We start from the raw sequence: 14,747 nt of genomic DNA on the forward strand, positions 1-14,747 counted from the left end.
CGAGCCCGGATGGGGGTCTCTGGTCGTTGGCAGCGATGCTTACCGCAACGAGTTCGGCCGCTTCAACAATAAATAATCACAGGGAAACATCATGGGCGCCCATCTCGCCGTTGGCAGGTCATGCCATGCCTCATCCAGTCAGCAGTGGTCAACGCAGCGGGCGTTGACTGAGTTCAACCGTGGCCGGCTCAGCCCGGCAACACCTGGTGACAATGTGCCAGCCGAGCTCCAGCGCGCGCATGACATGGCCTTGCTGGAGCACGACTTCCTGGAGCATGAGCGGCGGCTGATTACTGTGCGTGCTGCCCAGGCGCCTCATGAGCCGGCCGCCTTCGCCGCCTGGTTCGATGCCCTGAAAGAGAGCGGGCCGGGGCAGTTCGACCCCTTGTTCGAGTTCCTCGCCGAGCGCGCCACGCTGGCGCAGCTGCGTTGGTTCATCCAGCAGGAAGTCGCAGGGGAGGCCGGGTTCGACGACCTGGTGGCCCTGACGCAAGTGCGCATGCCCGAGCGTGCCAAGCTGGAGCTGGCCCGCAACTACTGGGATGAAATGGGGCGAGGCAAATCGGGCGCCATGCACGGCCCGATGCTGGCCACCGTGGCCCGCATCCTGGAGGTGGATGGCAGCGACGGCGAGGGCATCGTGCCTGAGTCCCAGGCCTTGTGCAATGTCCTGGTCGGCCTGAGCTACAACCGGCGTTATGCCTTTCATGCCCTGGGTGCGCTGGGGGCCATCGAGCTAACCGCACCCACCCGCGCGGTCAAGGTGGTGCAGGCGTTCGACCGACTGGGCATCGACCGTGCCGCCAGCCACTACTTCCGCCTGCATGCGGTGGTGGACCTCGCGCATGCACAAACCTGGCGCGATGAGGTGCTGATCCCGGTGGTCACCGAGCGCCCCGAGGTCGCCCGGTTCATCGCCGAAGGGGCCCTGATGAGGCTGCAGGCGGGCGCGCGCACCTATGAACGCTATCGCCGGGAGTTCGGCCTGGCTGATCACGCGCTGCAGGCTTGAATGCGCACCGGCCTCATTGGTGAGGGCGCGCTGGCGCTCCGGTGCCTTCATGCCCTGTGCGCGCGCGGCTTGACGCCCTCGCTGGTGTGCTCGCCCGATGGCTCCTTGGCTGAGGCCGCAGCAGGGCTGGCCATCGCCCACGTCAGCGAGCGCGGCGCTTGGGCCTCGCGCCTGACCGATGGCGGCCTCGACTACCTCTTCAGCGTTCGCAACCCCTGGATACTGTCTCCTCAAGAGTTGGCCTGCGTGACGGGCATGGCCGTCAATTTCCATGACAGCCTGTTGCCTCGTTATGCCGGCATGCATGCCACGACCTGGGCCTTGCTTCATGGCGAGCAAGCGCACGGCATCACCTGGCATGAGATCACACCCGGCATTGACGCCGGGCGCGTGCTGGCACAGCGGCGCCTGGCCGTGTCCCCGCAAGACACGGCCTTCACGCTCAACACGCGGTGCTTTGATGCGGCAGCTGAAGCATTTGATCAGCTGCTGGACGACCTTCATCAGCGGGCCTGGCGGCCCGAGCCGCAGCAAGGCGTTCGCAGTTACTTCGGGGCCCGTCAGCGCCCGCCTGCGCAAGCGGTGATCGACCCCGCAGGCACGGCCGCATCGGTGCGGGATCTGGTGCGGTCGCTGGACTTTGGCCTGGGCGCCAATCCTTTGGCGCTGCCCAAGCTGGCGCTGGGTGAGCGTTACCTGCTGGTCCGCCACGCGGAGATTGTGCCGGGGCCGGGCACGGCCAGTCCGGGGGCGTTGCTTGAGCTGGCCCCCACCACTTGGCGGCTGGGCACGGCATCGGGGGATGTGGCGCTGTCGGGCTTTTGCGAGCTGAATGGGCGTGCCATTTCACCAGCGGCGCTGATCGATCTGATCTCGCCCCACCAGGGCAAGACGCTGCGCAGTTTGCCGGACGCCGCACGCGCACAGCTCACGGCCATGCATGAGCGGGTGTGCTGGCGTGAACCGGCATGGGTGTCCTGTCTGGCGCGGGGGGTACAGGCGGTCTCGTATCCCGGCTTGCCTTTGCCCACGTCGGCGCCACCACCCCCCGCATTGCAGCGCTTGCCCTTGATGCGATCGCGCCGTGCGCTCGCCAAGGTGCCGGCGTCCCAACAACAGGCCTGGGTTCAGGCGGCCTGGGCGCTGTACCTGGCGCGCGTGAACCGCGAGGCTGAGTTCGACATCGGCTTGGTGAGGCCACAGGCGCTCACGCAGGGCATGGGTCTGTTCGCGGCCATCGTGCCCTGGCGCGTGAGTTACGACCCCGCACTGACATTTGAAGCGTGGCTGGGGCGAGCCCAGCAGGGTGTCCGCCAGCGTGTGGACATGGACACCTTTGCCCTGGATCTGCTGGCCCGCACGCCCGGTTTGCATGGCCCATCGGTCTGGCCTGACCGATGGCCGGTCGCCATGCAGATCGGTGGCGATCACCCACCGGCTTTGGCCGCGCATGCCGCCCTGGTCTTGTGCGTGCCTGACGACGCGGGTGAGCTGAGTGTGCTGGCCCCACCTGATTGGCCGGGCCCCTTGCTGGATGCCCTGGATGAGCATGTGGCCGCCTTGATTCATGCCAGCCTGGCCACACCGGCGCAGCCCATTTCCCGGCTGCCCCTGATGGACCAGGCCACGCGCGAGCGCATGCTCGTCGGCTGGAACGCCACGCGCACGGCCATTCCGGCGCAGTGCATGCACACCTTGTTCGCCGAGCAGGTTCAGCGCAGTCCCCATGCCCCGGCTGCACGATGTGGCCATGCCGTGTTGAGCTACGCCGAGCTGGATGCGCGCTCGGATCATCTGGCGCGACGGCTGATCGCGCGTGGCGTGCAGCCCGGCGAGCTGGTGGCCTTGTCCGTCAGGCGCAGCTTCGATGTCCTGACCGGCATGCTGGGCATCATGAAAGCAGGCGCTGCCTACGTGCCCATGGATGCCGGCACGCCAAGGGCCCGTATCGAGTCCCTGCTGGCGCAAAGCGGGGCGCGTGTCGTGGTGACACATGAACCCGCGCGTCAGGCGCTGGTCTTTCTGGGCGAGGCGCTCCTGGTCATCCAGGGTGGGGCGCCACCCGCGGTGTCGGCCCGGGCCGCGTGGCCTGATGTGAGCCCGCAAGACCTGGTCTATTGCGTCTTCACCTCCGGGTCCACCGGGCAGCCCAAGGGGGTTGAAGTGGCCCACCGGTCCCTGGTCAACCACGCCCGGGCTGTTCGCGCGGTCTACCGCCTCGGTGAAGGTGAGCGCACCCTCTTGTCTGCACCCATCGGCTTTGACGTGGCGGCCGAGCAGATCTACCCGGCGCTGATCGGCGGCGCCGAGATCGTCATCCGGCCAGATGACCTGTTCGAATCGCTGGATCGATTTGACCAGTTCGTGCGGGCCAACCACCTCTCCGTGCTGACTTTGCCAACGGCACTCTGGCACGAGTGGGTGCGTTACCTGGCAGCGCACCAGCGCCAGGTGCCGCCCAGCTTGAAGGCCGTGGGCGTGGGCACGGAAAAGGTGTTGGGCGAGTACCTGGCTCAATGGCAAAGCCTGGGTGGTGCGGCGGCCAGCTTCATCCAGGGTTACGGCCCCACCGAAGCGACCATCACCAGCACCATGTATGTGCATGAGGGCGTGGTGGACGTCGACCGCGCCTTGCCCATCGGCCGGCCGCTGCCCAACACCGAAATCTACGTGCTGGACCAGCAGGGGGAGCCCGTTCCCGTCGGCATCGAGGGTGAGATCCACATTGGCGGCTTGGGCCTGGCCAGGGGCTATCTGGGCCGCCCGGACCTGACGGCCCACAGCTTCGTGCCCCACCCCTTCAGCCCTGACCCACAGGCCCGGCTATACAAGACCGGCGACATCGGCCGCTTCGAGGCAGACGGGCAGTTGGTTTACGTGGGCCGGGCAGACTTCCAGGTCAAGGTGCGCGGGCATCGGGTCGAGTTGGGCGAGATCGAAGCAGCGCTGCGCCAGCATGCGGAGGTGCGCGATGCGCTTGTGCTGTTGAGGGAAGACGCGCCTGGTGTGAAGTGCCTGGTGGCCTATGTCCTTGCCCTGGACGGGGGGCAGCCCCAGTCGCTTGCGCTGGATGCGCATTGCAGGGCCTGCCTGCCTGTTTACATGGTGCCCCAGTCCTTCATCGTGCTGGACCGGTTTCCGGTCACGGGCCATGGCAAGGTCGATCGGCGTGCGCTGCCTGCACCAGCGCCGCTTGTCAGGCCATCGGCCCAGCCTGCGTGTTACCGCGATGACATCGAGCTCATCGTGGCGAAAGCCTTCTCGCGCGCCTTGCCCGGTGTGGCTGCGCAGCCCGACCAGAGCTTCTTTGATCTGGGCGGCGATTCGCTGGCGGCCATGGGTTTGATCACGCAACTGGAGTCAGCGCTGTCTGTCCGGCTCTCCTTGAGCGAGTTGTTGGCGGCGCCCTCGGTGGCGGCCTTGTCTGCCCATCTTCGCGCGGGCAGCAAGGGGGGGGCGCCGCTGATCATGCAGTTGCGTGCGGGGCATGGCACGCCGATATGGTTGTTTGCTGGGGTCTTGTTGTACGAGCCTTTCGCTCGGGCCATGACGGGGCCCAACCCCATCTACGTGGTCTCGCTGCCGTCGAGGAGGCCATGGTGCGCAGCGGTGCCTCCTTGCCAGGTCTGGCCGAGCTGGCCGCAAGCTATATGGCGGTGATGCAGCGTTACACCCCGCATGGCCCTTACGTCATTGGCGGCTTCTCCGTTGGCGGGGCCATTGCCTACGAAGTCAGCAGGCAATTGACCGAGCAGGGTGAGCGTGTCGAGCAGATGGTCATGATCGACACCTGCCTGCCCGGCGCGTTGGGCCCAGGGACACTGGGGCGAGGCCCCCAAGCCTGGTTGACCAGGCAGTGGCACGCCTTGACCCAGAGCGGGTGGCGCGTGCTCCTGGCCCGTGGGATGCGGCTGGTCGAAGCGGCCAGGCAGGCCGGCCCGCCCGACCCCGGCGACAGCGAACGCCGCCGCATGCACGCGCACATGATGGCCGAGTTTGCGCGTGTGCTGAGCGCGTTTGAACAAAGCCTGCAGCCGTATCACGGTGCGGTGGTGCTGTACCGGTCTCGTGGCGAGGATGCCTACCGCAGCGTGGCCCCCGGCCATGGCTTTGCCCACATGGTGCGTGGCCCATGGGCTCAGGTCGAGATCGATGGGGACCACATGGGCATGATGGCGCCCGGCCATGTCGAGGCCATCGCCGCAGACCTCAGCGCGCGCCTGAATCCCTCATCCCATGCGGTGGCGCAGGCGCCTGCTTCTACCGCGGCCCACCCTTCATTTCATCAGGAGGCCCTGACATGAACCAGGCCTTGGTCCATCTCGGCCGGCGCTTGCGCCAGGCTGGCTACCACTTCACTACCACCACCCCTGCCACGCACGAGCGCGTGCTGGCCCGGGGCCTTGACGAGCGCGCCCCAGGTGGGCTGCGCCTGGCGAGCGACCTGCGCGACGTCTTCGGTTGGAGCCGCCCGTTTGAGGCTTCGCTCCTGGGCGATGAACTGCTGGGCTTGTTGGACCAGGCTGGTGAACTGCACCGCGTGGGGGCACATTACCGATCCGGGCTGCGTTTTTCCAGCTTGGGTGATTTGTTGCTGGCCCATTCGGCCTACCCCACCACGGCGGCCGACAGCATCTTCTTCGGGCCCGACACCTACCGGTTCTGCGCCCTGCTGGATCGTTTGGCCACCCAGGCCGATGTGGTGGCGGACATCGGGTGTGGCTCTGGCGCGGGCGGGCTGTGGCTGGCCTGTGCGCAGCCTCGGCGCGAGGTGATCCTCACGGACATCAACGTGCGTGCGCTCGACGTGGCGTGTGCCAACGCCGCGATGGCAGGCATCGAGGTGCGCACCGTGCAAAGCGACCTGTTCGCGGCCTTGCCCGAGCTGCCCGACCTGTGCGCGGCCAACCCGCCCTATATGCGCGACACCCAGCAACGGGCCTATCGCGATGGGGGCGGGCGGCATGGTGAAGGCCTGTCCATGCGCATCGTGCGCGAGTGGCTGATGCGCGCCAGGGCCGGCCAGTCGCTGGTCCTGTACACCGGCAGTGCGATCGTGGCCGGGGTGGACGCCATCCGTGCGCAGGTCACTGCGCTGGCGGCGCAGCAATCGGTGCAACTGGACTACCTGGAGATCGACCCCGATGTGTTCGGCGAAGAGTTGTCGCTGGCCACCTATGCCGATGTGGAGCGGATCGCGGCGGTGGGGATGCGGCTGACGCGCTGAGCCCGGTGGCCCCGGCTCAGGCCGGGCTCAGTTGCAGCGACTCGAATTGCGCGACCGGCAGCGGCTTGCTGAAGTAAAAGCCCTGGTAGCTGAAACAGCCCAGTGCGGCCAGCGCATCGCGTTGTGCGGCGGTTTCCACGCCCTCGGCGATCACGGACAGGCCCAGGCTGTTGCCCAGCGCCACCACCATCTTGGCAATCGCCGTGTCATTGGGGTCCACCAGGATGTCGCGCACAAAGCTGCGGTCGATCTTGAGCTGGTCCAGGGGCAGGCGCTTGAGGTAGGACAGCGATGAAAAGCCCGTGCCGAAGTCATCGAGCGAGAAGCTCACCCCCAGCGCCTTGATCGCCGTCATCTTGGCAATGGTGGCCTCGATGTTGGTGACCAGCAGGCTCTCGGTGAGCTCCAGCATCAGCCTGTGCGGTGGCGCACCGGTGCGTGCCAGCACGTCCTTGACCTGCTCGACAAAGCCGTCGCCGTGCATCTGGCGGGCGCTGACGTTGACCGAGATCTTCAGGTGCGCCTTGTCGGGCCGCTGGGCCCAGTCATGCAACTGCCGGCACGCGGTCTCCAGCACCCAGGCACCCAGGGGCAGGATCAAGCCCGTCTCTTCGGCCAGCGGGATGAACTCGGCGGGTGAGACCATGCCTCGCAGCGGGTCCAGCCAGCGCACCAGGGCCTCCACGCCCAGTATCTGCTGGGCTTCATTGACCTGGGCCTGGTAGTGCAGCTCGAAATGCTGCTGTGTCAGCGCGTCGCGCAGGCGGGCTTCCAGCGCCACGCGGGCGCTGATCTTGGCCTGCATCTGCGGGTCGAAGAAGCACAGCGTCTTGCGCCCGGCTGCCTTGGCCTGGTACATGGCCAGGTCGGCGCGTTTCAAAGGCTCGGTCGCGCTCTCGGGCTTGTCGCCAAACAAGGTGATGCCGATGCTGGCCGTGCCATGGTGGGCAATGCCTTCGAGGTGACTGGGTTTGTTCAGCGCGGCGAGGATCTTCTCGGCCACCTGCCTGGCCTGGGTGGCGGCTTCATCGAGATGGACGCTCAGGTGCTCCAGCAGCACGACAAACTCGTCGCCGCCCAGGCGCGCCACCGTGTCGCCGCAGCGGATGCTGGCGCTCAGGCGGTCGGCCACCTCCACCAGAAAGAGGTCGCCCTTGTCGTGCCCCAGGGTGTCGTTGAGCGTCTTGAAGTCATCCAGATCGATGTAGACCAGCGCGCCCAGCCACTGGTGGCGAACGCTGCTGGCAATGGACTGCTGCAGCCGGTCCATCAGCAGGCGCCGGTTGGGCAGGTAGGTCAGCGGGTCGGTGTAGGCCAGTTGCTGGATCTGCTCGGCCACGGCTTTTTGATCGGTGATGTCGCGGGTCACGGTCAGCACGCAGGGCTCGCCCGCCAGCGTGATCCGGGTGGACGAGACCAGCGCGCTGAAGACCCGGCCATGCTTGTCCCGGCGTTCGACCTCCAGGTCCTGGCAGTGCCCGTCGGGGCCGAGCGCCTCGACCAGCGCCGCCCGGTCCGCGGCGGTCCAGATGCCCAGCGATTCCGCGCTTTGCCCGAAGGTCTCCTCGCGCTGCCAGCCATAGACACGGGTGAAGCCATCGTTGACGTCGATGAAGTGGCCATCGGACACACGGCCAATGCTCACCGCGTCGGGGTTGGTGCGGAACGCCGTTCTGTACAGCGTTTCGCTTTCATTGAGGGCGGCTTGCCGCTCGGCGAGTGCGGCGATCAGGCTGTTGATGGCCTCGATCAGGCTGTTGATCTCCTTGCTGCGGGTGAGCGGCAAGGGCTGGAGTGGCCCGCCGCCATGGCGCAGGACGGTCAAGGCTTGTTCGGTCTGTTGCAGCGGCGCCAGCTCGCTGGTGAGCATCCACCAGATCAAGGTGCTGGCCAGCAGCGTCAGGCCCAGGGCGGTCAGCCAGATCTGCCGCTGCATGGCGGTGATGGGCGCAAAGGCCTCGGCTGTCGGGATCTGAACGGCCACGTACCAGCCTGCTGACGGGATCTGCTTGATGGACGAAAACACCTCCACGCCAGCGGCGTTCACGAAGGTGGCGTTGCCTTCAAAGCCGGCGATGAAACGATCTGCCCAGGGCCTGACCCCGGGGCCTGGCAAGGCCTCCAGAACACGTTGCTTGCGGGCATCGGTGACGATGACGCGATGGCGGGCGTCCACCAGCAGGTAATTGCCCACCTTGCTGATCTGGCTGTAGTTGGACGAGTCCAGAAAGCTCGACTGGCTCAGGTTGATGACGCCGACCAGCGCACCGACGATGTGTTGCCCGTCCCGAATGGGCGTGGCCAGGGCAAGCGCCGGGGCGCCGATCTTGCGGCCCATCACCGGGCGGCCAAAGCTGGTCTTGCCGTTTCGGAGCGCTTCCTGGAGGTAGTCGCGGTCCATGTAGCTGGTGCCCTGCCTTTGTGCGGACAGAGGCAGCGAGGCCAGGGCGATGCCGTCTGCCCGGGTCACGAACGTGCCGCCGTTGAACAGGCTTTGAAAGATCAGGTGTTGCGCCAGCTTGTGTTGAAGCAGCGTGGGGTCACGCAGGTCGGTGGTATTCAGGCTGGCGGCCACGCGCTCGATCGAGCGTTGGCGCTCCTGCAACTGGTTGTCGATGTTGGCGGCAATGATGGCCGCCGTGCCGATCTGCTGCGCGCCCAGCACTTCGCTCAGGTCGTGTTGCAAGGCCCGACCGGTGATCAGGGCCAGCGACCAGATGATGGCCAGCAAGATCGCCAGCGTCAGCAGCGTGACCCGCGTTTTCAGCGAATGCCCGCGAAAGCCCAACATGGACGCCCCCTCTTTCTCTGGTTCAGGGATGTGTCAGCGGATCGAGGCCTCGTCAGTACGTCACGTCACCCCTGCCTTGAAGCGCCATGCGGCGCGAACCTGCGCATCCCGATTTGCACCAGGATGGCCCTGAAAGGGTAATCGAACAAATTTTTCAATTAGACCGGTTTAGCGGCACGGACACCAGTCTTCTTTGTGGATGGGCGGCGGGCGCATCCCCCGCCGCCATGGGGCTCACAGCTTGAAGTCGTAGTCGATTGTCAGCGGGGCATGGTCGCTGAACCACTGTTCCTTGAACACGGCGGCCTGCCGGGCGGTCTCGGCCAGCGCGGGCGTGGCCAGGTGGTAGTCGATGCGCCACCCCACGTTCTTGGCGCGGGCCTGGCCTCGGTTGCTCCACCATGTGTAGCACGCGTCGGTGGTGTCGGGGTGCAGGCGGCGGTAGACGTCGACCAGGCGCGTGTCGCCAGCCGGGTCCAGCAGCTTCGTCATCCAGGCGCGTTCTTCAGGCAGGAAGCCGCTGTTCTTGAGGTTGCCCTTCCAGTTCTTCAGGTCGGCTTCCTGGTGCGCAATGTTGACGTCACCGATCAGGATGAATTCGCGCTCGCCTCGCAAGGAGGTCAGGTGGGGGTAAATGACGTCAAGGAAGCGGTACTTGGCCTCCTGGCGTTCTTCCGAGCTGGAGCCACTGGGGAAGTAGCAGCTGATGATGGACAGCTTGCGCCCGGGTTTGTCGAAGCGCAGCTCCACATAGCGGCCTTCCGGGTCGAACTCGCCGCTGGGGTCCTGGCCGCCCAGGCCGATGATCACGTCCGACGGCTCGTGCTTCGTGTACAGCCCGACGCCGGAGTAGCCCTTCTTTTCTGCATGATGGAAGTGCCCGTTCATGCCGGCCATGGCTTTGAGGGGGGCGGGCATGTCGTCGACATGGACCTTGAGTTCCTGCACGCCCATACAATCGGCAGACATGGCTTCAGCCCAGGGCACGAGCCCCTTGGTGGCGGCAGATCGGATGCCGTTGAGGTTGAGTGAGACCAGACGAAACACGAGATACCCATTGATATGAGCAACACCTCTTCAAACGACACGTTGGCCCAGGACTTCGTGGCCTTCGCAGTGCAATCCAAGGTGCTGCGGTTCGGGGAATTCAAGACCAAGGCCGGGCGCCTGTCGCCCTATTTCTTCAATGCCGGCTTGTTCGATGACGGCGCCAAGCTGGGCCGCCTGGCGCAATTCTATGCACGTCGGCTGATTGCGTCCGGCGTCGAGTTCGACATGCTCTTCGGCCCGGCCTACAAGGGCATCACCCTGGCGGCGGCCGTGTCCATCGAGCTGGCGCGCCTGGGCCACAACAAGCCCTTTGCCTACAACCGCAAGGAAGCCAAGGACCACGGCGAAGGCGGCACCCTGGTGGGCGCGCCCGTGCAAGGCCGTGTGCTGATCATCGACGACGTGATTTCCGCAGGCACCTCGGTGCGTGAGTCGATTGACCTGATTCTGAAGGCGGGCGCCAAGCCGGCTGGTGTCACCATTGCCCTGGATCGCCAGGAAAAGGCCACGGCCAATGGGCAGGACGCCAATGAAAGCGCCGTGCAGCAAGTGGAACAGCACTACGGTCTGCCCGTTGTTGCCATCGCCACGCTGGCCGATTTGCTGCAGTATCTGCAGACGGAGTCCGACCCTGCCTTGACCGCCTTCCATCCCGCTGTGCTGGCATACCGTCAACGCTATGGCGTCTGATCCGTTGAAAGAGCAGGATCAGTTCACAATAAGCGGATAAAGGTGCGCGATGCACGCGCCACACCACGGAGCCATGATGAGGTTTGAGCCGGGAGCCCTTGAACGCTTGACCATGCCCCAGATTGGGGCGAGGCTGGTCGCGGCGTGCATGCTGGCCTTGGCGCCCTGCGCGTTCGCGGCCTCCTCGTCATCGGGCAACACGGCCAATGCGGCCGGCATCTACTCCTGTGTGGACTCGACCGGCAAGCGGCTCACCTCGGATCGCCCGATCCCGGAGTGCCTGGACCGCGAGCAGCGCGTGCTCAACAAGGATGGCTCGCAGCGCAAGACCCTGCCGCCGCGCATGAATGCCGAGGAGCGGGCCGCGGCAGAAGAGCGCCAGCGCCAGAAGGCCCTGGCCGAAGCCACCCTGAAAGACGCCGTGCGGCGTGACCGCAACCTGATGCTGCGCTACCCCAATGAGTCGGTACACAGCAAGGCGCGCGAGTCTGCGCTGGATGACCTGCGCCGCGGCATTGCCGCCTCCGAGCTGCACCTCAAGGAGTTGCAGGAAGACCGCAAGCCCCTGACGGCCGAGACCGAGTTCTACAAGGGCCGGCGCCTGCCCTACAAGCTCAAGAGCAAGCTGGAGGCCAACGATGCCCAGCAGCAAGCCCAGAAAGACATCATTGCGCAGCAGACGGCCGAAATCGCCCGTGTGAATGCGCTGTATGACGCCGAACTGACCCGCCTCAAGCGCCTGTGGGCCGGGGCCACACCAGGGACGTCGGGCGACGGGGCTTCTGTGCCCCGTTGAGTGGCCTTCGCCGCTGCGCGCTTCAGCTCGCCAGCATCACCGCACGCCAGGTGTAGCCCAGCGCCACGGCGCAAACCAGCAGCACGCTCAAGCCCCCCAGCAGGCCCGTGTCTTCTGGCTCGACCGTGCGCAGGCGGCTGCGCGCGATCTCACGGTGGATCATGAACACCGGCAGCGTGGCGCTGAAGGCGATCAGCAAGGAGGCTGGAAAGTACCAGCCGTAGCCGCCCATCTTCAGGCGGCGCGCCTCGGTCAGCATCCAGCGCCAGACCACCGCGAACACAAACATGATGTCCACCGTGATGAAGCGGCTGGCCGCGTTGAGCAGCGTGTCCTGCCAGAAGTGCACGTTGCCCTGCACCACGCCCAGGGCCAGATAAGGCTTGAGTTGCGAGGCGGTGCCCGCCAGGGCGGCCACGGCGATCAATGCGTAAAGCGCACACAGCGCGGTTTGCCGACGTGTCATGGTCATGGAGAGGGTGGTGTGACGGTTGGGTTGGCGGATGCGTCCGTGATGGCAGAGCCGGTGCGCCGTTGCGAGGGTGTCTGCCCGGTGGCGCGCTTGAAGGCCCGGGTGAAGGCGGCGGCGTCGGCAAAACCGGCGGCATGCGCCACCTGCGCGATGGACTTGTCGGTCTCCAGCAGCAGGACCTCGGCGTATTCAACGCCCACCTCGGTGCGCAGCTGCGGCAGCGTCGTGCCCTCGTCTTTCAGCCGGCGGCTGAGCGTGCGGGGCGACATGGCCAGGACCTGCGCCAGGGCGTCAGCGTCCAGGATCTGCTTCTGGCGCACGGCCGTCTGCAGGCGGCGCTTGACCTCCTGCGTGGTGGGCTTCATGTCGACGCGGGCCTGGCTCTGCTGCTCCAGCGTGGCCTTCATCAGCATGTGCGAGGCGCGGCTGCGGGCAATCAGCGGGATGCTCAGATCCTGCCGGGGCAGCACCACCTTGTTTTGCCGCGCGTTGAACACGAACTTCACACCAAAGGCCGCTTCGTACTCGGCCGGGTCCCCCATGGGGCTGTGCATCAGGTAGACCGTGCCGCCGGAGATGGGCTGGGTCAGGAAGGGCATGATCTTGAGCGGGGCCGTCACCACCGTCTCGGTGAAGAAGTCATTGATGTCGCCAAAGTCGTACTGGCGTTCGATGATCATGTGCACTTCGTCGCCCACATCCTGGCGGCGCATGCTGTAGGCCGGCATCACCAGGCTCGCATACTTCAAGGCGCCTTGCAGCGCCTCACCCAGGTTGGCCGAGGTGATGGCCAGCATGCCCACGGGGCCGTGTGTGGTCAGCGGGAAGTGCGCCATGAAGGTGACCAGCGGCGGCGGGCCGGGCGGGCACAGCTTCAGGAAGTACACCAGCGCCTGCTGCATCTGCTTGCCATTGATGGTCTGCCAGGGCATGAAGGGCCGGGGCAGGTCGATGCCGCAGTAGCGGTACAGGGCTTCGACGTCCTGGTGCAATTCCCTGGCGAGCGATTCCCCGATCTCCAGGTACTGGATGGGGAAGGTCAGGCTCTTGAGGATGCGGTCTGGGCTCACCATGGGCGGGTCGTGTTCAGCGGGCCAGTTTACTGTGCGTGGCTTCGCTGTAGATGGCGTACACGAAGGCGCCGATCAGCAGCATCCATTGGCCATAACTGGCCAGGCGGAACACATGGCCCGTCTGCACGAACTGCGCATCAAAGCCCATCGCGCCGAGCGCGGGCAGGGCCCAGTAGAAGCTGGGTGTGGCCACCAGGCAGGCGATCACGAACAAGCCCCACTCCTTGGCCCAGGCGGCCTGGCGCCGGCGCAGGGCCCATGCGAGCAGGGCGGCAAACAGCAGGGTCGTGGTGCCGCCAAACACATACAGCGCGCCGCCGGATACCGTGGCAAAGCTGGGCAGGCCCATCTGCATGCCCCAGTGCACCAGCACGGCACCCACCACCGCGCCACCGGCAGCCAGTGCCCAGGCGCTTGCGTCCATGATGCGGGCCGCGGCCTGTTGCGTGGCAAAGGCCGTCCACAGCAGGCGCGCGCCACCCAGCAGGCCCAGCAGCGTGGCCAGTGCGAACAAGGTGCGTGTTGGCGCGTGGCCGGCGATCACCGCGTCTTCCATCTGGATGACGCCGGCGGGGATCAGTGTGGCCGCGTTGGCCGCCTGGCCCAGGCCGGGGTTCAGCATGTAGTGCTGCACCGTGCTGACACCCGCTGCCAGCAGCACAGGCAGGCCCAGCAGCGCCAGGGTGCGGCCCAGCCGAGCTTGCCCCGTGAAGGCCTGTGCGACCTTCGCCATGGACTTGGCCGAGCGGCCGTCCTGCGCCCAGCGGTTGAGGGTGAACAGGCCGTAGCCGATCATCACGCACAGCGGCACCAGCACGCCGGTGACGGCGTAGTTGGCCTCCAGTTGGCGCAACTCGGGCGCCGCGGCACCGAAGGCCAGCCAGCCATAACGCTGGATGGGGGCGGTCAGCAACATGCCGTAGTTCAGGCACATCCAGGCCTGGTGCTGGGCAATTTGCTTGCGCCACATCGAATAGACGGCCATCCACAAACTGACCGTCACGCCGATGGCCAGGCCCCACAGGCCCACGTAGAAGGTGAGCTGGTCGTAGATGTCGGCAATGGGCGTGCGCACCAGGTAGACCATCGAGGCGACCATCGCGGACTGCGCGGCCAGCAGGTAGATGGCGCCAAACGTGCGGTGCCACAGCGGAAAGCGACGGCGGAAGGCAGGCCAGAACTGCAAGGCACCAAACAGCATGCAGGTGCCGCCCAGCACGTTGTGCACGGACAGCACGATGCCATTGGCCTTGGGCATGGTGGCGTAGTGGATCAGCGGCTCGCTCAGGCCGTTCTTGCCATAAGCATAGGTGGGTGAACTGACGCGGCTGAGCAGGGCCAGCATGATGCTGGAGTGCGCGGCGATCTCGCGCGTGTCGCCCACGGTCTGGCCGGCTTCGGCGGCGCGCTGCATGGCCACGCGCTTGGCGGCGATCTCGGCATTGCCTGCGCTGCGGTAGTTCACGATGCCGGCGTCAATGGCGGCCAGGCCATACAGCAGCATGGCCAGGGTCAGGGCCACGGCCAGGGCGCGCAGCAGCCAGGCGCGCCACGGCGCGGCAGGAGACAGGGGGATCGGGGCGGTCAGGCTCATGGTGCGGGCGGGGCGAGCGTCAGGGTGACGTCATCCTAGGGA

11 protein-coding genes are annotated in these 14,747 nt (G+C 66.3%); 6 read left to right on the forward strand and 5 right to left on the reverse strand.

The annotated features are described in order from the left end of the window. Positions 1-163: 163 nt before the first annotated feature. Genes HY019_RS08940 through HY019_RS08955 form a run of 4 tightly spaced genes read left to right on the forward strand, consistent with a single transcriptional unit; the run spans position 164 to position 6,239 of the window. Positions 164-1,012, forward strand: coding sequence for an iron-containing redox enzyme family protein (locus tag HY019_RS08940; RefSeq protein WP_290690713.1), 849 nt, complete (start codon positions 164-166; stop codon positions 1,010-1,012). Next, the gene (locus HY019_RS08945; RefSeq protein WP_290690714.1) at positions 1,013-4,672 is read left to right on the forward strand and encodes an amino acid adenylation domain-containing protein; all 3,660 of its coding nucleotides are present in this window, start codon (positions 1,013-1,015) and stop codon (positions 4,670-4,672) included. It begins immediately after the preceding gene. After that, complete coding sequence (locus HY019_RS08950; protein WP_290690716.1) at positions 4,609-5,316, forward strand: thioesterase domain-containing protein; 708 nt, start codon at positions 4,609-4,611, stop codon at positions 5,314-5,316. The genes HY019_RS08945 and HY019_RS08950 overlap by 64 nt, the downstream gene beginning before the upstream one ends. Further along, positions 5,313-6,239: a class I SAM-dependent methyltransferase gene (locus HY019_RS08955; RefSeq protein ID WP_290690718.1), complete on the forward strand. Its 927-nt coding sequence runs from the start codon at positions 5,313-5,315 to the stop codon at positions 6,237-6,239. Before HY019_RS08950 ends, HY019_RS08955 begins: the two co-directional genes overlap by 4 nt. A 16-nt stretch (positions 6,240-6,255) precedes the next feature. On the opposite strand, the gene HY019_RS08960 is transcribed toward HY019_RS08955, so the two are convergent. Both HY019_RS08960 and HY019_RS08965 read right to left on the reverse strand, forming a co-directional pair. Then, positions 6,256-9,030 carry an EAL domain-containing protein gene (locus HY019_RS08960; protein WP_290690721.1) on the reverse strand — a complete coding sequence of 925 codons (2,775 nt, stop codon included), beginning with the start codon at positions 9,028-9,030 and terminating at the stop codon, positions 6,256-6,258. Positions 9,031-9,264: 234 nt separating this feature from the next. Beyond that, the gene (locus HY019_RS08965; protein WP_290690724.1) at positions 9,265-10,077 is read right to left on the reverse strand and encodes an exodeoxyribonuclease III; all 813 of its coding nucleotides are present in this window, start codon (positions 10,075-10,077) and stop codon (positions 9,265-9,267) included. Between the two features lie 15 nt (positions 10,078-10,092). Here HY019_RS08965 and pyrE point away from each other — a divergent pair, with 15 nt between their 5' ends. After that, on the forward strand, positions 10,093-10,770 hold the full coding sequence (gene pyrE / locus HY019_RS08970) for an orotate phosphoribosyltransferase (RefSeq protein WP_290690727.1): 678 nt from the start codon (positions 10,093-10,095) through the stop codon (positions 10,768-10,770). Positions 10,771-10,882: 112 nt separating this feature from the next. Continuing rightward, positions 10,883-11,566, forward strand: a complete 684-nt coding sequence (locus HY019_RS08975) for a DUF4124 domain-containing protein (protein WP_290690729.1) — start codon at positions 10,883-10,885, stop codon at positions 11,564-11,566. 22 nt (positions 11,567-11,588) lie between these two features. Here HY019_RS08975 and HY019_RS08980 read toward each other — a convergent pair whose 3' ends face one another. The 3 genes from HY019_RS08980 to HY019_RS08990 are packed head-to-tail and all read right to left on the reverse strand — an operon-like array spanning position 11,589 to position 14,705. Further along, entirely contained in the window at positions 11,589-12,038 is a 450-nt protein-coding gene (locus tag HY019_RS08980; RefSeq protein WP_290690731.1) for a DUF2834 domain-containing protein, read from the reverse strand. Continuing rightward, positions 12,035-13,111 carry an AraC family transcriptional regulator gene (locus HY019_RS08985; protein ID WP_290690739.1) on the reverse strand — a complete coding sequence of 359 codons (1,077 nt, stop codon included), beginning with the start codon at positions 13,109-13,111 and terminating at the stop codon, positions 12,035-12,037. Before HY019_RS08985 ends, HY019_RS08980 begins: the two co-directional genes overlap by 4 nt. Positions 13,112-13,124: 13 nt before the next feature. Next, a complete protein-coding gene (locus HY019_RS08990) occupies positions 13,125-14,705 on the reverse strand; it encodes a DUF2306 domain-containing protein (protein WP_290690742.1) in 1,581 nt (526 codons plus the stop codon). Positions 14,706-14,747: the final 42 nt, after the last annotated feature.

The sequence above is a fragment of the Aquabacterium sp. genome (genome assembly GCF_016195855.1).
Classification (GTDB): domain Bacteria; phylum Pseudomonadota; class Gammaproteobacteria; order Burkholderiales; family Burkholderiaceae_C; genus Aquabacterium.

Coding starts and splice junctions, on each gene's coding strand:
- HY019_RS08945 (WP_290690714.1), top strand. CDS start 1,013: ATGCGCACCGGCCTCATTGGTGAGGGCGCGCTGGCGCTCCGGTGCCTT.
- HY019_RS08950 (WP_290690716.1), top strand. CDS start 4,609: ATGGTGCGCAGCGGTGCCTCCTTGCCAGGTCTGGCCGAGCTGGCCGCA.
- HY019_RS08955 (WP_290690718.1), top strand. CDS start 5,313: ATGAACCAGGCCTTGGTCCATCTCGGCCGGCGCTTGCGCCAGGCTGGC.
- HY019_RS08960 (WP_290690721.1), bottom strand. CDS start 9,030: ATGTTGGGCTTTCGCGGGCATTCGCTGAAAACGCGGGTCACGCTGCTG.
- pyrE (WP_290690727.1), top strand. CDS start 10,093: ATGAGCAACACCTCTTCAAACGACACGTTGGCCCAGGACTTCGTGGCC.
- HY019_RS08975 (WP_290690729.1), top strand. CDS start 10,883: ATGCCCCAGATTGGGGCGAGGCTGGTCGCGGCGTGCATGCTGGCCTTG.
- HY019_RS08980 (WP_290690731.1), bottom strand. CDS start 12,038: ATGACCATGACACGTCGGCAAACCGCGCTGTGTGCGCTTTACGCATTG.
- HY019_RS08985 (WP_290690739.1), bottom strand. CDS start 13,111: ATGGTGAGCCCAGACCGCATCCTCAAGAGCCTGACCTTCCCCATCCAG.
- HY019_RS08990 (WP_290690742.1), bottom strand. CDS start 14,705: ATGAGCCTGACCGCCCCGATCCCCCTGTCTCCTGCCGCGCCGTGGCGC.